The sequence below is a fragment of the Paludibaculum fermentans genome, from assembly GCF_015277775.1.
Lineage (GTDB): Bacteria > Acidobacteriota > Terriglobia > Bryobacterales > Bryobacteraceae > Paludibaculum > Paludibaculum fermentans.
On the sequence record NZ_CP063849.1, the window covers coordinates 6,425,772 to 6,444,749 of the forward strand.

General features: G+C 63.8%; 19 protein-coding genes. 10 read left to right on the forward strand and 9 right to left on the reverse strand.

Annotation, left to right across the window (positions count from 1 at the left end; genetic code table 11):
- Positions 1-506 precede the first annotated feature (506 nt).
- The 3 genes from IRI77_RS25325 to IRI77_RS25335 all read right to left on the reverse strand — a co-directional run bounded on the left by IRI77_RS25325 (position 507) and on the right by IRI77_RS25335 (position 4,448).
- A complete protein-coding gene (locus IRI77_RS25325) occupies positions 507-3,158 on the reverse strand; it encodes an ABC transporter permease (protein ID WP_194447781.1) in 2,652 nt (883 codons plus the stop codon).
- Between the two features lie 10 nt (positions 3,159-3,168).
- The gene (locus IRI77_RS25330) at positions 3,169-3,504 is read right to left on the reverse strand and encodes a PadR family transcriptional regulator (RefSeq protein WP_194447782.1); all 336 of its coding nucleotides are present in this window, start codon (positions 3,502-3,504) and stop codon (positions 3,169-3,171) included.
- 119 nt (positions 3,505-3,623) lie between these two features.
- Positions 3,624-4,448: a bifunctional helix-turn-helix transcriptional regulator/GNAT family N-acetyltransferase gene (locus tag IRI77_RS25335; protein WP_267239332.1), complete on the reverse strand. Its 825-nt coding sequence runs from the start codon at positions 4,446-4,448 to the stop codon at positions 3,624-3,626.
- A 252-nt stretch (positions 4,449-4,700) separates the two neighbouring features.
- Between IRI77_RS25335 and IRI77_RS25340 the strand changes: the two genes are divergently transcribed.
- The 6 genes from IRI77_RS25340 (at position 4,701) to IRI77_RS25365 (ending at position 10,096) form a co-directional block, all read left to right on the forward strand.
- Complete coding sequence (locus tag IRI77_RS25340) at positions 4,701-6,950, forward strand: nitrite/sulfite reductase (protein WP_194447784.1); 2,250 nt, start codon at positions 4,701-4,703, stop codon at positions 6,948-6,950.
- A 4-nt stretch (positions 6,951-6,954) separates the two neighbouring features.
- A complete protein-coding gene (locus IRI77_RS25345; protein WP_194447785.1) occupies positions 6,955-7,473 on the forward strand; it encodes a hypothetical protein in 519 nt (172 codons plus the stop codon).
- 90 nt (positions 7,474-7,563) lie between these two features.
- A complete protein-coding gene (locus IRI77_RS25350; RefSeq protein ID WP_194447786.1) occupies positions 7,564-8,514 on the forward strand; it encodes a PLP-dependent cysteine synthase family protein in 951 nt (316 codons plus the stop codon).
- Positions 8,515-9,516 carry a 3-dehydro-L-gulonate 2-dehydrogenase gene (gene yiaK / locus IRI77_RS25355; RefSeq protein WP_194447787.1) on the forward strand — a complete coding sequence of 334 codons (1,002 nt, stop codon included), beginning with the start codon at positions 8,515-8,517 and terminating at the stop codon, positions 9,514-9,516.
- A gap of 32 nt (positions 9,517-9,548) precedes the next feature.
- Positions 9,549-9,740, forward strand: a complete 192-nt coding sequence (locus IRI77_RS25360; RefSeq protein WP_194447788.1) for a type II toxin-antitoxin system VapB family antitoxin — start codon at positions 9,549-9,551, stop codon at positions 9,738-9,740.
- Entirely contained in the window at positions 9,740-10,096 is a 357-nt protein-coding gene (locus IRI77_RS25365) for a type II toxin-antitoxin system VapC family toxin (RefSeq protein ID WP_194447789.1), read from the forward strand. Before IRI77_RS25360 ends, IRI77_RS25365 begins: the two co-directional genes overlap by 1 nt.
- A gap of 80 nt (positions 10,097-10,176) precedes the next feature.
- Here the strand turns inward: IRI77_RS25365 and IRI77_RS25370 are convergent, their stop codons facing one another.
- The 3 genes from IRI77_RS25370 to IRI77_RS25380 form a co-directional block, all read right to left on the reverse strand.
- A complete protein-coding gene (locus IRI77_RS25370) occupies positions 10,177-11,211 on the reverse strand; it encodes a hypothetical protein (protein ID WP_194447790.1) in 1,035 nt (344 codons plus the stop codon).
- 63 nt (positions 11,212-11,274) lie between these two features.
- Positions 11,275-11,868 carry a hypothetical protein gene (locus tag IRI77_RS25375; protein WP_194447791.1) on the reverse strand — a complete coding sequence of 198 codons (594 nt, stop codon included), beginning with the start codon at positions 11,866-11,868 and terminating at the stop codon, positions 11,275-11,277.
- Positions 11,869-11,891: 23 nt separating this feature from the next.
- On the reverse strand, positions 11,892-12,407 hold the full coding sequence (locus tag IRI77_RS25380) for an RNA polymerase sigma factor (RefSeq protein WP_194447792.1): 516 nt from the start codon (positions 12,405-12,407) through the stop codon (positions 11,892-11,894).
- A gap of 310 nt (positions 12,408-12,717) precedes the next feature.
- Between IRI77_RS25380 and gatB the strand changes: the two genes are divergently transcribed.
- Entirely contained in the window at positions 12,718-14,199 is a 1,482-nt protein-coding gene (gatB, locus tag IRI77_RS25385; protein ID WP_194447793.1) for an Asp-tRNA(Asn)/Glu-tRNA(Gln) amidotransferase subunit GatB, read from the forward strand.
- A gap of 55 nt (positions 14,200-14,254) precedes the next feature.
- Here gatB and bla read toward each other — a convergent pair whose 3' ends face one another.
- A complete protein-coding gene (gene bla, locus IRI77_RS25390) occupies positions 14,255-15,145 on the reverse strand; it encodes a class A beta-lactamase (protein WP_194447794.1) in 891 nt (296 codons plus the stop codon).
- Positions 15,146-15,152: 7 nt separating this feature from the next.
- On the opposite strand from bla, the gene IRI77_RS25395 reads away from it, so the two are divergent.
- The 3 genes from IRI77_RS25395 (at position 15,153) to IRI77_RS25405 (ending at position 17,518) form a co-directional block, all read left to right on the forward strand.
- Entirely contained in the window at positions 15,153-15,836 is a 684-nt protein-coding gene (locus IRI77_RS25395; protein ID WP_194447795.1) for a DUF2167 domain-containing protein, read from the forward strand.
- A gap of 131 nt (positions 15,837-15,967) precedes the next feature.
- Complete coding sequence (locus tag IRI77_RS25400; RefSeq protein WP_194447796.1) at positions 15,968-16,480, forward strand: hypothetical protein; 513 nt, start codon at positions 15,968-15,970, stop codon at positions 16,478-16,480.
- An 84-nt stretch (positions 16,481-16,564) separates the two neighbouring features.
- Positions 16,565-17,518, forward strand: a complete 954-nt coding sequence (locus IRI77_RS25405; protein ID WP_194447797.1) for an NAD-dependent epimerase/dehydratase family protein — start codon at positions 16,565-16,567, stop codon at positions 17,516-17,518.
- Here IRI77_RS25405 and IRI77_RS25410 read toward each other — a convergent pair.
- Together IRI77_RS25410 and IRI77_RS25415 are read right to left on the reverse strand one after the other, a co-directional pair.
- Complete coding sequence (locus IRI77_RS25410; RefSeq protein WP_194447798.1) at positions 17,481-18,062, reverse strand: methyltransferase family protein; 582 nt, start codon at positions 18,060-18,062, stop codon at positions 17,481-17,483. The two genes, IRI77_RS25405 and IRI77_RS25410, sit on opposite strands and share 38 nt — an antisense overlap.
- Positions 18,062-18,976: a glycosyltransferase family 2 protein gene (locus tag IRI77_RS25415; RefSeq protein ID WP_194447799.1), complete on the reverse strand. Its 915-nt coding sequence runs from the start codon at positions 18,974-18,976 to the stop codon at positions 18,062-18,064. The genes IRI77_RS25410 and IRI77_RS25415 overlap by 1 nt, the downstream gene beginning before the upstream one ends.
- Positions 18,977-18,978 lie beyond the last annotated feature (2 nt).

Below are 18,978 nucleotides of genomic sequence, written 5' to 3' on the forward strand. Positions count from 1 at the left end.
GGTCCACCGCCTCTGAAAACCTGGAGGCAAGCAGCTACGCTCGACCCTCCCTACGTGATGGACGGACCCAGGCGCCGGATTGTGCTGGAAGCCGTAAAAGAAGGTTGCGCCACAAGAGGCTGGGAACTGACCGCGGTGCATGTTCGAACCAACCATGTCCACGCGATGGTGGCAGGTACAGCCGAGGCACTCGGAATGCTACGCGATCTAAAGGGAGTGGCGACACGCAATCTCCGGGCCGCCGGGCTAGGCGCGGAGCGCATCTGGGCGCACCGCGGAAGCTACCGCCGTGTACCGGAAGAGGCCATGAGACAGCAAATCATCAACTACATCATGGAAGGCCAAGGGGAAGCCATGGAAGTCTGGGTAAGCGACGGGCCAGCCCGGCCAATCCCCAGTCCCGGAGCGTAAGCGACGGGCTAAGCCCGGCCCCGCGCGCCCTACCCAAGTCGCCCTAAGCATCGAACGCGAGAAGCGCTCACACTCCCCCTGGCCGGCTCCGCCCCTCACTCATACCGGATCGAGCGCACCGCATCCATGCCCGCCGCCCGTCGCGCCGGCAGCAGCACCGCCGCCATCGCCACACCGAACAGCAGCACCGAAACGCCCGCGAACGTCAGCCCGTCCCGCGCACTCACTCCATACAGAAAGGCCGTCGCCACCCGGCTGACGGAATACGCCAGCCCCAGTCCAATCACCAGCCCCACACCCACCAGCCAGGCGCCCTGGCGCACCAGCATCCGCAGCACATCGCCCGGCCGGGCGCCGATCGCCAGGCGAATGCCAATCTCCCTCGTCCGCTGCCGCACGGAATAGCTCATCACTCCATACAGGCCCACCGCCGCCAGCGCGAGCGCAATCCCGCCAAAAACGCCGAACAGCGCGCCGCACACGCGCGGCAGCAGCAGCGCCCGGTCCACGTGGTCGGCCATGGTCTCCACCTCATAAACCGGCAGGGCCGGATCCATCTCGCGCAGCAGGCCGCGAACCGGCTCCGCCAGCCCGGTGGCCGCGCCGTCGCTCTTCACGCTCAGCACCACGCCCGCCATGCCCCAGAAGTAGGAGTACTCTTTCTCCAACGACACAAAGATCTGCGGCCGCGGCTTCTCCGCCAGCGTTCTCGACTTTGCGTTCCGGGTGATGCCGATCACCTGGTGCGGCATACCCTCCCAGTTCACCGTATGGCCCACCGGATCCACGCCTGGGAAGACTCGCTCCGCCAGCGCCTCGTTCACAATAGCCGCCGGCAGCCCGGCCGGCTCGCTACGCGCGAAGTCCCGGCCACGCGTCAGTCCGATCCCCAGCGTGCCGAAGTACTGCGACGTCACTCCATAGATATCCGCCAGCACCGCAGCCCGCTCACCAGGCTGGGACACGCCAACCGCATTCGGAGCCAGGCTCAGCGGCGGCGTATCCACCAGCCCGGCGGACCTCACATGCGGTAGCGCCCGCACCCCCTCCAACACCCTGCCAAACAGGACCTCCGCCCGCTCATTCGTGTAGCCCGCAGCGCGCGGATCGAAGCTCACCAGCAGCACGTCCTTCGGGTCCATCCCCAGCGGAACCGAGGCCGCATTGCGCAGGCTCCGCAGAAACAACCCCGAGGCCACCAGCAACACCAGGGACAAGGCCACCTGCGCCACCACCAGGCTGTTCTTCAATCCAAAGCGGCGCAGCGCCGCAAAACCAGACCCGTCGCCCTTCAGCGCGAAGCTCAACCCGGCGCGCGTGCCCTTCAGGGCCGGAGCCAATCCAAACACCAGCGCCGTGACGATCGCCAGCGCCGCCGTAAACAGCAGCACCCGCCCATCCAGCGTGAGATCCAGGGCAATCGGATACGGCACGCTGCTCTGCAACCGGCCCAGCGTGTTCGTCGCCAGCCAGGCCAGCACGGCGCCCAGCAAAGCGCCCGCCATCGAGAGGAAGAGGCTCTCCGTCAGCAACTGCCGCACCAGCCTCGACCGGCCGGCCCCGATCGCCAACCGGATGCCGAACTCCTGCTGCCGCGCCGCCGCGCGCGCCAACAACAGATTGGCCACATTTGCGCACGCCACCAGCAGCACCAGCGCCACCACCACCATCAGCGTGCTCAACAACGATTTCGCCTGGGGCAGGCCCATTGCCAGCGCATCCGCCGCTTCCAGCCGCAACCGCCGCTTCTCCCGCCCTCTGGGATACGCCTCATCCAGGCGGCCCGCCACTGCCTGCAGCGCGGCCTCGGCGCTCGCGGGCGACAACCCTTCTTTCAACCGGGCCGTCACATACAGCCAGCGCTGATTCCGATCCTGCTCCAACCGCCCCCGAGCGCCCTGCTGCAACTGCGGCACCGCTTGCTCATGCAGCCCAAGTGGGATCCAGAAGTCCGTCACCAGCCCCCGGATATGGCCCGAGAAACGCGGCGGCGCCACACCCACCACCACATAGCCCTGCCCGCCCAACCGGATCGTCCTGCCCACAATCCCCCGGTCTGCTCCGAACCGCCGCTTCCAGATCGAGTCCGAGATCACCACCACGGCGGAGTGGAACTCTTCGGTCGTGAAGCCACGGCCCAACGGCGGTTCCGCGCCCAGCACAGGGAAGTAGTTCGTGGTCACCAGTTGGCCCCACAGCCGCTCCGCGTCATCCTGCGCGTTCAGCGACCGCGGCACGGCCGGATACGCCGCCGCGACATCTTCAAAGGACGTCACCTGCCGCCGATAGTCTTCATAGTCCGGATAAGACAGGCGCGCCGCCCCGCTCGGTTGATGCAGCGAGACCAGGCGGGCCGGAGCCCGCACTGGCAAACCACCCAGCAGGATCGCCTTCACCAGGCTGAACACCGTCGTGTTGGCGCCGATCCCCAGCGCCAGCGAGACAATCGCCGCGGCCGCAAAACCCGGGCTGCGCCGGAACGCCCGGCCGCAGTAGCGGACATCCCGAGCGAGATCTTCCACCCACCCGAACTGCCAGGCCGCCCGAGTCTCCTCTTTCGCGCGGGCACCGGATCCGAACTCGCGCCGAGCCCGGGCCAGGGCCTCTGCCCGCACCAGGCCGCCCGCCTCCAACTCATCCGCTCGTGTCTCGATGTGGAACTCGATCTCCTCATCCAGTTCCCTGTCGAATTGGCCGCGCCGCAGCAGGTAGGAAAGCCTGTTCAGCAATTCACTTTTGAGCGACATGGAGTACTCCTCACGCCGACTTCATGACTAATTGGATGGCCCGCACCAGCCGGTCAAACTCGCCCGCCTCCCGCTCCAGTTGCTTGGCCCCCTCGGTAGTCAACTGGTAGAAGCGTGCCTTCCGGTTGTTCTCCGAAACACCCCACTCCGCTGTCAGCCAGCCCTTGACCACCATCCGGTTCAAGGCCGGATACAGCGAGCCCTCTTCCACTACCAGGCCTTCCCTGGAAGCTTCCTTGATCCGCTTAGCGATCGCATAGCCGTGCAGCGGACCACGCGTCAGAGTCCGCAGCACCATCATGTAGAGCGTGCCGGGCAGCAGTTCCGGATATTCCGGTTGTTTCATGCGATTCTTCCCTTGTCCAAGCTATGCATAGCATGGAACAGGGAGACGGGCAAGGAAAATTTGAGTTGTGGCGGGCGGAAATCGAGACTGAGTCTGGGCGGAAGTCCGCGTGGGTTCCGCTACAGCCCCAACTCCCACGTCTCCGAAATCATCGATTGCCCGAAGCTCTCATGCGCCTCCTGGCCCACCTTCTGATACCCGGCCTTGGCGTAAATATGCCTGGCCGCCAATAAAACATTGTTGGTCCAGAGCGTGATCTTGGTATACCCGGCCTGCCGCGCAAACTTCGTGCACTCATCCACCAGCCGCTGTCCCAACCCCAACCCGCGCGCCGACGGCTCGATCAACAACAGCCGCAGCTTCGCCACGCCCACCTGTTCCGGATCCTGCACCAGAAACACCGACCCCACGGTCTCCCCAGCCCGCTCCGCAATCCAACAGCGCTCTTTCTTGGGTTGGAAGTGGTCGATGAAGTCCGCCGCGATGCGCGCCACCAGCGCCTCGAACCGCTCGTCCCACCCATACTCCTGCGCGTACAGCACCCCATGCCGGTGCACCACCCAGCCCATATCGCCGGGCTGATGATTCCGCAACAAATAGGGCTCTTTCTGTTCCGGCACCGATTCCAGCACGGCCTCGATGTTTCGCATCGAATCCACCAGCAGCCGCTGCTTCTGCTCATTCAACCGGCTCAACATCGTGCCCACCTCGGCGTTTGCCAGAAACGTCAGGTTGGTGAACTCCGTCCGCCCGGCCGGCGTCAGCCGCAGATGACTTGCCCGGCCATCCTCCTCCGAGGTCATCCGCTCAATCATGCCGGCCTTGTCCAGTTTGACCAGCAGCCGGCTCAGATACCCCGGATCCATCCTCAGCTCCCGCCCGATTTCGGTCGCCGTCGGGCTCTCCCGGTTCGCGACCTCGTACAGAATTCGAACCTCGGTCAACGAAAATTTACTCTTCAGTAGACCTTGTTGGAGCGTGCCAATTTCGCGCGTGTAAAACCGGTTAAACCGACGGACGGCCGCCACGCGATGATCCAGAATCGACGGTGTACGCATAGCTAAAATTATTTGACAGTGTCAATTATATTACTTGCTTCTGTCAAGTAAATAGCCGTCGCGAATCTCCACGAGGCTGCAGGGGCTTGAAATATCAGCCCTGAACTCGATATGGTTATAGGTGTTTCCTCTCTTCCTATGAAAGCCAGCAACAGCCAGTGGAAAGACCACCTCGTCGGCAAGATTGAGCCGGGCTTGGCGAGCGAGATTGACGCCTTCGACAGCGAGATCGCCCTCAAGAAGCAGGGCAAGATGGAAGACAAGGTCTTCGCCGAGACGCGCCTGCGCCGCGGAGCCTATGGTCAGCGCTACGACAATGGCCAGCGCCACGACGGTTTGGAAAGCCGCAGACTCGCCTACGCCAACCCCAACACCAAGGGCCCCACCACCCTCTGGGACGCGCCCGGCATGCAGCGCATCAAGATCCCCTTCGGCGGCCTGAATGCCACGCAACTCGAAGTAATGGCGGAACTTGCGGAAGAGTACTCAGACGGCATCGCGCACGTCACCACACGCCAGGACATCCAGCTCCACTTCATCCATATTGAGGACACGCCGGCCATCATGCGGCGGCTGGGCGCGGCCGGCATCACTACCCGCGAAGCCTGCGGCAACACCGTCCGCAACGTCACCGCCTGCCCCCTCAGCGGCGTCTGCCGCGACCAGGCCTTCGACGTCACCCCCTACGCCAAAGCCGCGGCCTATTTCCTTCTGGGTCATCCGGATACGCAGGATTTCGGCCGCAAGTTCAAGATCGCCTTCTCCGGTTGCGGCGACAATCCCTGCGCCCTGGTCCGCATTCACGACCTGGGCTGCGTGGCCAAGGTCAAAGACGGTCAGCGTGGCTTCGAAGTCTATGTAGGCGGAGGACTTGGCACCGTTCCCTACGTCGCCAAGCTGTACACTGATTTCCTGCCCCAGGAAGAACTGCTGCCCCTGGCCCAGGCCATGACGCGCGTCTTTGCGCGCCTCGGCGAGAAGAAGAACCGCAACACGGCGCGCATGAAGTTCCTGGTCGTGAAGCTCGGCCTGGACGAGTTCAAGCGCCTGGTGGAGGAGGAGCGCAAGCTGCTAACTCCCGATCCCCGTTGGACTTCCTACCTCGACGGCATCGAGAACGAGCAGGAGACGCCGCTCCGCGATCCGGGCCTGCTGCAGATCGAAAACGCCCAGCCGGAAGACTTCCGCGCGTGGCGCGAAACCAACGTCTATGCCCAGCGCCAGGCGGGCTATGCCACTGTTACCGTGGCACTTCCGCTCGGCGACCTGACGGCCGACCAGCTCCGCGCCCTGGCCGACATCGCCCGCAACTACGTCAACGAAACCGTCCGCACAACGGTGGAGCAGAACATCGTCCTGCGCTGGGTGAGCGAGAGCGATCTGCCCTCTGTTTACAATGACTTGAAGGCAGTCGGCCTGCATCATGCCGGCGCCGGCACCATCACCGACACGGTTGCGTGCCCCGGCACCGACACCTGCAAACTGGGCATCTCCTCCTCGCGCGGCCTGGCCGGCGAACTGCGGATGCACATGGCCGAGAACGGAGCCGCCGGCAACGAGGCGATCAAGAACCTCCGGATTAAGGTCAGCGGCTGCTTTAACTCCTGTGGACAGCACCACATAGCGGACCTGGGCTTCTACGGAGTCAGCCGCAACAAGGGCGGTTTCGCGGCCCCCCACTTCCAGGTGGTCCTGGGTGGACAGTGGACCGAAAACGCCGGCTCCTACGGCCTGGCGATCGGCGCGGTCCCCTCCAAGCGGGTGCCCGAAGCGGCCGACCGCATCCTCGCCCGCTATACCAAGGAGCGCACGGAAGGCGAGAGTTTTCAGGCATTTATCCGCCGCATCGGCAAGGCCGAGTGCAAGAAGATGTTGGAAGACCTGATGGTGATGCCGCTGCACAGCGAGGACACTTCGCTCTATTCGGACTGGCATGACCCGAGGGAATACACCACCGGCGACATGGGCATCGGCGAGTGCGCCGGCGAGGTAGTCTCCCCGCTCGAGTTCCAGATGACGGCCAGCGAACGCGAGGTCTTCGAAGCCCAACTGGCCTTTGAAGCCGGCGACATTCCCAAGGCTTCGAAACTGGCTTACGATTCCATGGCGCGCGCCGCCACGGCCCTGCTCGTGTGGCACAAGTCGTTCTATATCAACAGCCCGGACGGGGTGGTGGAGGCTTTCCGCAAGGAGTTCCACGACACCCAGTTGTTCTTCGATCCGTTCGCGGGCGGCAAGTTCGCCCACTACTACTTCCACGCCCACGAGCTGCTGGGCCAGGAGCGGACCGCCGAGTCGGCCCACCGCCTGATCGAGGAAGCGCAGTTGTTCATCGAAGCCTGCCATAGCTGCGTGGGCCGCATGACAGCCGCTCCGGTGAAGGGATAACCAGATGGAGCACGTAAACATCAAGATTTTCGCCGAGCCCGGCGCCCAGATCTCCCTGGATGAAGCCATTCCCGTGTTTCACCGCTGGATTCAGAAGCGCGACCTGCCGGAATTGCTGATCGACGTGACGGATTATTCGCATGTGATCGCAGGGCCGGGCGTACTGCTGATCGGGCACGAGGCGAACTACAGTTTGGACAATGCCCGCAACGAGTTAGGTGTTCTCTACAACCGTAAAGCCAAGGTCGAGGGCGACAGCCTGAAGCAGGCCTACGACGCGGCGCTGACGGCTGCTCAGCGCCTGGAGCAGGAGTTCGACGGCAAGCTGAAGTTCCGCCACGACGAAGTGGAAGTGACGCTCAACGACAGGATGCTCCACCCCAACACGGAAGCGGGCTGGAATGCAGTCCGCGGCGAGTTGGAGCAGTTCTTCGACGGCCTGTTCGAGGCCGGGCACTACAGCGTCCAGCGACCCACCGATCCGCGCGAACGGCTGTGGGTTCGAGCTCGCCGAACCAATTGATTTTACTGGGCTTACAATGCGCTGGGGCTTGCGCCGCGGCGTTGATCGGGGCTGAAGTACAACCTGCCGGGATGCACGGAGACGGCCACCATGCTTGCCAGTCCAGCCATACTGCCGCCCTTGCGCGGCCAACACCTTCTGGCTTTGATCGGCCATACGCCGCTGGTGCGCCTGGACCAGTCGACGGCCGATTTGCCGGGCATCGAGATCTGGCTGAAGCTCGAATTCGTCAATCCAGGCGGCTCCGTTAAGGATAGGCCGGCCCGCAATATCATCCTGGATGGCGAGCGGACTGGTCGCCTGAATCCGGATAAGATCATCCTGGATGCAACCAGCGGGAATACCGGCATCGCCTACGCCATGATCGGTGCGGCGCGGGGCTACAAAGTGAAACTGTGCCTGCCCGCGAACGCCAGTGAAGAGCGGAAACGCATCCTGAATGTCCTGGGCGCCGAGCTGGTGCTGACCGATCCGGGCGAGGGCTCGGACGGCGCGTTCCGCAAGGTTCGCGAGCTGTATGCTGCTGATCCTGAACGGTATTTCTATGCCGACCAGTACAACAACGACGCCAACTGGAAGGCCCATTTCCACACCACGGCGCCCGAGATCATGGAGCAGACCCACGGCCGATTGACCCACTTCGTCGCCCTGCTCGGCACGACCGGGACCTTCACCGGCACGTCCAGAAGGCTCAAGCGCGACCTGCCGCATGTGGAGTGCTGGTCGGCCCAACCAGCGACTCCGTTTCATGGCGTGGAAGGCACGAAGCACCTGCCTTCCGCGATCGTGCCGGGCATCTATGACGAAACCGTAGCGGATGGCAACCTGTGGATTGAGACCGAGGACGCTTACGCGATGGCGCGCAAGATGGCTCGGGAAGAAGGCCTGCTACTGGGCATCTCGGCCGCCGGTAACATTGTGGCAGCACGCAAGTTAGGCCAGCGCCTGGTGCAAGAAGGCAAACGCGGCGTGATCGTGACCATAGCCTGTGACGGCGCTTCGAAGTATCTAAGCGACGGCTTCTGGAACGAAAATGATTAAATGCCGCGAGTACCGTTCCAGGAGCTGCACGAGACGCTCACCCGGGTCCTGCTGAATCAGGGGTTCACGCCGGAGCGAGCCGAGCTGTGCGCCCGCATCTTCGCCGAGACGACCCGGGATGGCGTGTACACGCACGGCCTGAATCGCTTCCCCCGCTTTATCAATAACATACGAGATGGGATCGTGCGCGTGCACGAATCGCCGGAACGCCTGAGTGCGTTCGGCGTGCTGGAGCGTTGGAGCGGCCGGCGCGGTCCGGGGATCCTGAATGCCTATGCCTCGATGGGCCGCGCGATCGAGATCGCACGCGAGCACGGGGTCGGCTGTGTCGCGCTATCTCAAACAAATCATTGGATGAGGGCTGGGACGTACGGCTGGCAGGCCGCCGAAGCTGGCATGATTGGGCTGTGCTGGACGAACACCATGCCGAACCTGCCGCCCTGGGGCAGCAAGGTCCGGAAGCTGGGCAACAACCCGCTGGTGATCGCCGTGCCGAGAGCCGGCGGGCATGTGGTGCTGGACATGGCGATGTCCCAGTTTTCCTATGGCACGCTCGCAGCTTATAGAAAACGCAATGAGTTACTGCCCGTGGACGGCGGCTTCGATAGCGAGGGCCAGTTGACGAGGGACCCGGCGGCGATCGAGCAGTCCTGGCGTCCGCTCCCGATCGGGTATTGGAAGGGATCGGGCCTGTCGATGGTGTTGGACCTGATGGCGGCCCTGTTATCGGGCGGCCTGGCGACGCACCAGATCAGCGACAGCATGGACAGGGAGACAGGCATCTCCCAGGTTTTCTTAGCCTTACACCCCGGAGGCCTAGCCGCGGCGGAAGAGCTGACGAGGATGGCCGACGGCGTAGTGGAGTCGCTGCGAATGGGCGAAGAGGGCGCCGTCCGGTATCCCGGGGAGCAGACCTTACGCATCCGGGAGGAGAACCTGAAGCTTGGGGTGCCGGTGGAGGAGGATGTGTGGGCCGCCGTTCGGGCGCTGGACGCCGCTTGATTCATATGCATCAGGCATGCATACTGATGCATATGAGAACCACTCTGATCATTGATGATCACCTGTTGGAGCGCGCCCGGGAGCTGACCGGTATTGAGGAAAAGACCGCCCTGGTGCGGGCTGGCCTGGAGGCACTGATCGCGCGTGAAGCCGGCAGGCGGCTCGCAGCGCTCGGGGGATCTCAACCCAAACTGGCCAGTATTCCGCGGCGGCGTTCCTCATAATGGTCCTGGTTGATACGTCGGTGTGGATTCAGCACCTCCGCGCCGGCGAACCCAAACTATCAGCGTTGCTGGCCGACGGGCTCGTGGTCATGCATCCGTTCGTGCTTGGCGAATTGGCGTGTGGAAACCTCAAGGATCGGGCAACGATCCTCTCCAGCCTGGGCTCCCTACCAGCGGCGCAACTGGCAACGCACGCGGAAGTGCTTTGGTTAATTGAAGATAGCAAGCTCTCCGGCCGGGGGCTCGGGTGGACCGATGTTCATCTCCTGGCTTCATCGCTGCTTTCACCTTGCGAGTTCTGGACGTTGGACAAGCGGCTCTTTGCTGCTGCCTCGGAGTTGGGTCTGACCCGCTAAGAGCGCCTAAGCATTCGTCAAAACAAAAAGGCCCACCGGCTGCGGGAGCCGGCGGGCCTTTTCTCTTTGTGGGTCTGGGTTTACTGGTTTTCCGGGGCCGCTTCGCGCATCTTGATGGTCATCTTTTTGCGCATGTTGTCGCCGCTGAAGTCGTTCAGCTTGTAGTCGGCTGGGACTTCGAAGAGCGAGCGGGGCTGCTCGCCTCTTACGATGTTCGTCAGCTTGTAGGTCGTTTCGCCGTTGCGCGGGTCGGAGTGTTTGCGGAGGACGTCGAAGCCGAGGTCGGGGGAACTCCAGCGCTCGGTCACCATCTCCAGGGGGCGTTCGTTGCCGATCTGGCCGGCCGAGATCGTGACGGTGGTGCGGATGCCTATGCATTCCACACCTTCCACCACCTGCTTGCCCAACTCTTCTGTTTTCACATTGTTGCCAGTATCCGGGCGGGCCGTGGCCAGGCCATCGACGCGGCGTTCGAAGGTCATGAGGGCCGGGCCCTCGGCGGCGGCATCGCTGGTGATCATGGCTCCGGAGACACCCGCTCCACTCGCGGCGCTGCCGGACTCAAAGTGGACCGTGGTGGAGGCTTCGTGAGTGCGCATCATCTTGCCCATCGCCATCCCCATCTTCGGAATGCTCATTTTCGTGGCGACCTTCTCCGCGGAATTGAGCGTATAGGATTCTCCACTCACGGGATCCATGATGTTGATGAAGGTCATGCTCTTGTTTTCCGGGACCCACATGGCGTTGGCGGCCATGGTGGTCTCTGTCCGGGTGCGGCCTTCGCTGTCGCGGTACTGCTTGCTGGACTGCCTGCTGGTGATGCGGTTGCCGTCAGCGAGTGTCTGCACGCTTTCCGTCACGGCTTCGGCTGAGTAGGGTGCGCCCTTCATCGCCTTATCGGCCAGGAACTGGGTGGCCACCAGCGGCCCTGGGCCGTTCATGACGAAGACATGGTCACTGGTGGGTGCGGCCATGGCGACGCCGCCCACGACGGCTTGCGGTTCGTCTGAAGTGAGAACCAGGTCGACGCTGGCGGACGGTTGCCTGTGTTTCACTTCCTGGGCGAAGGCGAGCGTAGCGGCTGCCGCTGCCAGGATGATGAGTTTGCTGTTCATGGTCACCTCTTCTATTTTCTGAAAATTCGGCCGTCGCAACGGCGCGGCTGGTACGAGAGCTGGTTAACGAATGAAGCGGATGGCGCGGGCTACGCCGTCATCGCCGATGAAGACCTGAGCGGGGACCGCATTGGATTCGGCCACAATGCCGAACTGGGCGGCGGTCTCATTGCTGACGCGGATGCGGACGACCTGGCCGCGTGTGGAGACGGGCAGTCCGGTGTAGAAATACCAGGGCGTCAACGGGCGGACCGTGCCGGAAACGGGCTGTTCTTCGGCGGGCTCCGGAGTCTGGCGGACCCGTGGAGGACGGGCGTATGCGGCGGTGGCGCGGGTGACGGCCGGAGTGGGCGCAGGCTGCGAGATTTCGCGGTCGGTGCCGATCTCGGGGGCGCGCGGCTGGGCGGGTTCCGGATCGGTCACGGCGACGAGGGGCGGCTGATGCTGCACCGCTTTGCGCGGCATACCCAGCCAGATTCCGATGATGAGGGCTGCGGCGGCCGCGGCCGGCCACCATGTGGAGATGCGGCGGCGGCGGGCCCGGGACCGGAGTTCGGCGCGGAGCGCGTCGCGGACGTGGGCCGACGCCTGGGCTCCGCTGGTTTCGCCGGCCAGCGTCTTGAGCGCGGTTTGCAGGTTGTCGTTTTCGCCACTCATGCCGGGCATCCTTTCTCTGAAATTCATGCGCCGCACCGTTCCTGGCTGAGCCGTTCGAGCAGGAGTCCGCGGGCCCGGTGGAGGCGGGAGCGGACCGTGCCTACGGCGACGCCGAGCAGTTCAGCGACGGCGGAATAACTCATCTCTTCCATGTCACAGAGGACGACGGCCTCGCGGTAGTGGGCCGGCATGGCGGCCAGGGCCTGGCGGACGCGCTCGATCTGTTCGGAGCGGGCCAGGCCGTCGAGGGGGTCGTGTTCCGTGATCATGGAATCTTCTTCCAACTCCTCCATGGGTTTCGCGCCGAGCTGGCGGAAGAGCAGGTTGCGCGCCATGCCATAGAGATAACTGCCCAGCGGACCAGCGGCTGGATCGTAGCCGCGGGCTCCGCGGATGAGGCCGAGAAAGACCTCCTGGACGATGTCGTCGGCCAATTCGCGCGAGCTGGACATGCGCAAGGCATAACGGAAAATGCGCGGCTGATAGCGCTCATAGAGCAACTCGAAGGCGAGGTCTTCACCGGCCTGCAGCCGGCGCAAGAGCGAAGCTTCATTCAAAGTGCTGGAAGGGCTCAGCAACGTGTCTCCGTTTGGAATTGCGGCTGGCTGGGTGGATAGTTCCAATTTCTTTTCGCGCGGTGGACGGGCACCCCTAGGATAGACGGGGTTGGGGTGGGTTTCGATGGGGTAGCAGTGGTTGGGGCCTTTCGGGTGGGGGACGTTCACGCTCTGTCAACCTGGGGGCGCTCCTTCGTTGGGGTTTGACGTTGTCTTGTGACAGAGATGAACGTCCCCATGCGGTGGCGTCCCATGACAGGGGCACCGCGCTGGGGGATTACAATGATTGTTTATGGCTGCTGTCGCACCCGCCCTGGGCACTCCTGAACAGATCGCGAAATATGAGCCGGTGATCGGGCTCGAGGTTCACGTTCAACTTGGTACCAATACCAAGATCTTCTGCTCCTGCCCGAATGAGTTCGGCTCGGCGCCGAATACCAATGTGTGCCCGGTTTGCCTGGGCATGCCGGGGGCGCTGCCGGTGCTCAACCACCACGCTGTCGAGCTGGCCATCCAGGCGTCGTATGCGCTGCACTGCGAGGTTCGCAATAAGTCGATCTTCGCGCGGAAGAATTACTTCTACCCGGATCTGCCCAAGGGCTACCAGATCTCGCAGTTCGATAAGCCGCTGTCCGAGTTCGGCTGGGTCGACATCGTGCTGGAAGACGGGTCGGCCAAGCGGATCGGGATCACGCGCATCCACATGGAAGACGACGCCGGGAAGAATACGCATGACGGGTATAAAGACAGCGATACCTACTCGTATGTCGATTTGAACCGGTGCGGGTCGCCGCTGACCGAGATCGTGAGCGAGCCGGATATGCGGAGCTCGGAAGAGGCATTCCAGTATCTGACGGAGTTGAAGCTGGCGCTGCAGTTTGTCGGGGTGTCGAGCTGTGACATGGAGAAGGGCCACCTGCGCTGCGACGCCAATGTGAGCGTGCGGCTGAAGGGGACTGAGCCGTTCGGGACGAAGGTCGAGATCAAGAACCTGAACTCGTTCCGGTTCCTGCGGCAGGCGATCGATTTCGAGATTGCGCGGCAGGTGGGGGTGCTGGAGTCGGGCGGCCGGATTCTCCAGGAGACGCGGCTGTATAACGCCGACCTGGGGGAGACGTTCGGGATGCGCAGCAAGGAACAGGCGCACGATTACCGGTATTTCCCTGAGCCGGACCTGGTGCCGCTGCAGATCAGTGAAGAGTGGAAGGCGCGGGTGAAGGCGGCCATGCCGGAGCTGCCGGCGAACATGCGGAAGCGGTTCATCCAGGATTACGGCCTGAAGAAGTATGACGCCGAGGTGTTGACGGCGACGCGGGCGGTGGCTGAGTTCTACGAGGCGGCGGCAGCCGCTTCCGGTGATCCCAAGCTGGCGGCGAACTGGGTGACCAGCGATCTGTTTGGGCTGCTGAAGGCCGATGGGAAAGAAATTGAAGAATCGCCGGTGACGGGTGAGCGGCTGGGCGAACTGGTGGCGCTGGTGGCCAAAGGTGAGCTGACGGGTAAGCTGGCCAAGGAAGTTCTGCCGAAGATGTTCACGACGGGGGATTCCGCGCGGGCCATCATGGAGCGCGAGGGTCTGAAGGCGATGAACGATACGGGCGAGATTGAGCGGATCATCGACCAGATTGTGGCCGCGAATCCGAAGCAGGTGGAGCAGTATAAGGGCGGCAAGACGACGGTGATCGGGTTCTTCGTGGGCCAGGTGATGAAGGCGTCGCGGGGGCAGGCGAATCCGGCTACCGTGACGGAGATTTTGTCGAAGAAGCTGGCCTGAGGGGGTTGAGAGGAGCCTTCCGGTGACTCCCCCGCTCCTTTTAGTCGCGGCTCTGTTACTTTGCGGCGGATTTGGCGGTGGTGAAGTGGGTCCAGGCTAAGCGGGCGAAGGCGGCTATGGCGCGCTCGCGGGTGTCCTGGGAGAGCGGCGAGTCCATGACGAAGACCGCGATCGCCAGGTGCTGGCCGTTGGGGAGTGTAATGAGGCCTACATCGTTGGTGGCCACCGTGACTCCGTTCACCGTGTATGAGGTCCCGGTTTTGTGGGCGACTACCGTACCCGGCGGCAGGTTGCCCTTCAGGCGTTTCAGGCCGGTTTCGGTTTCTGTCATCCACTGCATGAGCAGGGCGCGGCTGGACTTCGAGAGGCCCTGGCCCTGTTGGAAGAGTTTCAACAGGCGGACCATTGCTTCCGGCTGAGCCCAGTTGCGGTATTGGACCTGGTTGTCACCGCCGATGGATTTTTCCGTGTCCACCACCTTGATGCCCTGAATGCCCAGGCGCTTGAGCATGGCCTGGACCTTGGAGGGCCCGCCGACGACTCGCAACAGGACGTCCGAGGCTGAGCCATCACTTTCCGAGACCGCGTAGCGGAGCAGCTCGCGGAGCGGCATGTTGAAACCGCCATCGGGGTGCATGTCGCGGATGGGGCTGCGCTGGCGGCCGCCGACGAGGTCGGACTTTTCCACCCGGATTGTCTGGTCGAGGCGGAGTTTGCCCTGGTCCACCAATTGGAGCGCGGCCATGGCGATGGGGAACTTGTAGACGCTCTGCATGGGAAAACGGTCGGCCGGATGGAAGTCGAGGCGTGCTCCGGTTTCGACGACTTCGGCGGACATGCCGATCTTTCCCTCTGTTTGCCGGGTAATGTGCTCGAAGTCAGAGGGACTCTGCAGCATTAGCAGGAACAGCAGCAAACCCATGTGCATCACTCGCGAGAGTAGCATGGGGCAAGTGACTAGTCGAATTCTAGTACTGCTACTTGCCGCGGCGGCGGGCGCGCAGACGATGCCGGAGATCCGGTGGTCGTTTGGGCCGGCTCCGGTGGTGCTGGGCGGGGTGGCGAGCATTCGGGCCGGGAAGGATCAGATCTACGTTCAGGGTGCGGAGCTGGGGCGGTTCCTGGAGGCGAGCGGAAATCCGCCCACGGGGCACGAGTTGGCGGTGGTGGGGCCGGCGGACCTGCACTGGTTCGCGGTGCTTGGACGGGAGGACCGGATTGGCGTGGAGGAGTTGCGGAAGGCGATCGTGGATGGGACCGACGCGGCGAACCTGATCCGGGCGCGGCAGGGGCGGGCGACGCTGGATGTGCTGGGATACCGCGAGCGGCCGCGGTTTGATGCGGAGCGGCAGGTGCTGGGCTGGAGCCTGGATTCGGCGGAGAGCGGCGGGCGGGCGGTGGTCAACCGGTTTGTGTACTTTATGGGGCGGGATGCCGTGATCGGCGTGGAGATGGTGACGGAACGGGCTGGAGCCGAGGCGGCGCAAAGGGAGTTCGACTCGTGGGTGACGGAGTTCCGGTTCGCGGCCGGGCACGAGCCGGCGCCTCCCACGGACTGGGGGCTGTGGGTGGTGTTGGGCGTGTCGGGGTTGTCGGCGGCGGTATTGATGTGGAGATGGAGGCGGAGACGGGCGTGACCGGGGGCGTCGTTTGAAGGCAGCCCGGCCAATTTACCCAGATTTGTAACCCGTTTGGGCTTGGGCGGCGTCAACTTCAGTACGGCCGCTGCGTGCTTTCCGCCGCGGAGGGTCTGAGGAGGTTTTCCAGAATGTCAGTTTTTTCCACCCGCAAGGCCTTCGGACGCCTGGCCATGATCGTGTTGGTTGGCGCGCTTGCCGCCCCGCTCACGTTTGCCGATACGGCCTGTGACGCCACGTCCCTGAAGGGCGCCTTTTCCTTCCGCCTGAGCGGGACGAATTTTGATAGCCAGGGGTATCTGTACTTCCACAACGTGGTGGGCCGGCTGGTGAGCGACGGTACCGGCGCCCTGACCGGTAGCGACACGTATAACTACGACGGCCAGATCTTCCGGCAGACGCTGACGGGTTCTTATACGGTCAGCGACGACTGCACCGGCACGATTACGATCACCGGCGCTTCGTCGGGCACGAGCCACTTCGACATCGTCATCAACAACAACGGGTTGGAAGCGGATATCGTGCAGACCGATTCCGGGGTTTCGCTGAGCGGCAGCATGAAGATGCAGAAGCCGCCGGTGGCGGCCACCACGACCACGACGCCCACGACCCCGACGGATCCCGCCGCGCAGAACAAGAGGTAGCTTTCCCGGCACTCGCGCGGCGCCGGGCGGGCGCGGTTTGTCCCCGTATGGTCCAGGCTCATGAGCCATACTGGAAGCTCATCCATGCGAGTTTTAGTCACTGGCGGGGCCGGCTTTATCGGCTCCCACCTCTGTTCCCGGCTGCTGCGCGGCGGTCACGCGGCCGCTATTCTCGACGACCTCAACGACTACTATGACCCGGCGCTGAAGCAGCGCAATCTGGAAGAGGTGCGGGCCTGCGGGCCGGTGCTGTTCCAGGCCGGGGAGATCTGCGATCTGGCGGCGGTCGAGCGGCTGATGGGCGAATTCCGGCCGGAGGCGGTGGTCCACCTGGCGGCCCGGGTGGGCGTGCGGCCTTCGTTGACTGAGCCTTTGCTGTACCAGCGAGTGAATGTAGAAGGCACGGCGGTGGTGCTGGAGTGCGCGCGGCGGTGCGGTGTCGAACGTTTCATCTTTGCGTCGTCGAGTTCGGTGTACGGGACGGCCAACCGAGTGCCTTTCTCGGAAGACGACACGCTGCTGCGGCCGATGTCACCTTACGCGGCTACCAAGATCGCGGGCGAAGCGTTGTGCCACTCCTACGCGCACCTTTACGGGCTGAAGACGACGTGCCTGCGGTTCTTTACCGTCTATGGACCCCGGCAGCGGCCCGACCTGGCGATCCGGCGGTTTGTGGAGAACATCTCGGCGGGGCGGCCGATACCTGTATTTGGCGATGGCGGCACGGGGCGCGACTACACGTATGTCGATGACATTGTCGACGGGATTGTGCGGGCGCTGGGTCACGATCACGGGTTCGAGATCTACAACCTGGGGAACTCGCAGCCGGTGCTGCTGCGGGACATGATTGCGACGTTGGAGCGCGTGCTGGGGCGTGAGGCCTTGATCGACCGGCAGCCGATGCAGCCGGGGGACATGCTGGTGACGTGCGCGTCGATTGAAAAGGCGCGGCGCGACCTGGGGTATGAGCCGGCGACGACGTTTGAGGCAGGGATTCGGGCTACGGCCGAGTGGTTGTGCGGCGCTTCAGCATCGTGAGCACGGGCGGAACAAAGCGGCCTGAGGATTGCAGGTAGGCGTCGTAGCCGCGCAGGCTGCTTCTGAGCAGCGCCTCTTCCTGGGCAGCTTTCCGCAACACGAACCCGATCAAGGGAAGCACCAGGAGTACGCCCCAGGAGTTGAGGGCGAGCTCATAGCCCGCTACCAGCAGGATGTCGCCGAGGTAGATGGGGTGGCGGACGTAGCGGTAGAGGCCCTGGGCGACGAGTTCCTGTTGGGGCAGGACCGTGGCCGATTCCACATCCGACCAATTGCGGCCGAGCTGGAAGCGGGCGGCTACGGCGACCGCGAGTCCCATGGTAAAGAGGCAGAGGCCGGCGGCCTGGAGCGGGAAGGGATCCGCCGCGATGGGCAGGATCTCGGGCAGGAAGCACTGAAGCAGCAGCCCGGCGAGGACCGCGATCTTGACCGCCTTGATCAGGCGGAAGGGTGGGCGGGGTCCGCTGCCGGCGTGGCGTTTGAGCACTTCCCACACCAGTTTGTGGGCCACCATGCCCGTCAGGAGGTAAGCCCGCAGCAGCATTATTTCTCGGGGCCGCCGAGCTCTTCCACCGTGACGCTGCTGGGCGCGGCCTGGCTCATGCGGCCGAGGCGGGTGGCGATGGCGTCGCCCACCATGCCGATGAGCAGGATCTGGAGGGCGGAGACGAAGGCGAGCAGGGCCGAGGCGGAGATGTTGGGCTGGTGCGTGAGGTCGATGGACATCTTCACGATGCCGTAGACGAGGCAGAGCAGGACGATGGGCAGGAAGACGCGCAGGGGCCGGAAGAGCATGGCGGTGCGGAGGATGAGCACGAGGAAGCTGGCCGCGTCCCAGGGCACGATTTTGGATTTGCCTTTGCGGGGCAGGTAGTCGATGGGCAGGTAGACGACGGAGTACTTGTCGCAGTGCATCGCCAGCGTGATGGTGGTGGTGAAGCTGAACTGGTTGGGGAGGATGCCGAAGTACTGGGCGGCGATTTCGCGGCGGAAGGCGCGGAGGCCGCTGTTGAGGTCGGGGATCTTTGAGGTGGAGAGGTAGTTGGCCAGGCGGTTGAGGACCCACTTGGCGGGGCGGCGGACGAGGGGGATGTTGACGTTGGCTCCGGTGCGGGCGCCCACGGCCATGTCGGCGCGTTCGAGCATGCGGAGGAGCTCGGGGATATAGACGGCGGGGTAAGTGCCGTCGGCATCGATGATGACGATGAACGAGTGTTTGGCGGCGACGATGCCGGTTTTGAGGGCGGCGCCGTAGCCGCGGTTGCTGCGATGGCGCAGGACGCGGGCTCCGGTGGTGGCGGCGGCTTCGGCGGAACCGTCGGAGGAGCCGTCGTCGACCACCAGGATTTCGCCTTCGATCGCGTTGTGTGCAAGCACCGCGCGGATCTCTTCCACCACAGCGCGGATCCCGTTGACCTCGTTGTAGCAGGGGATGATGACTGTTGCCGGATTCGCCATGA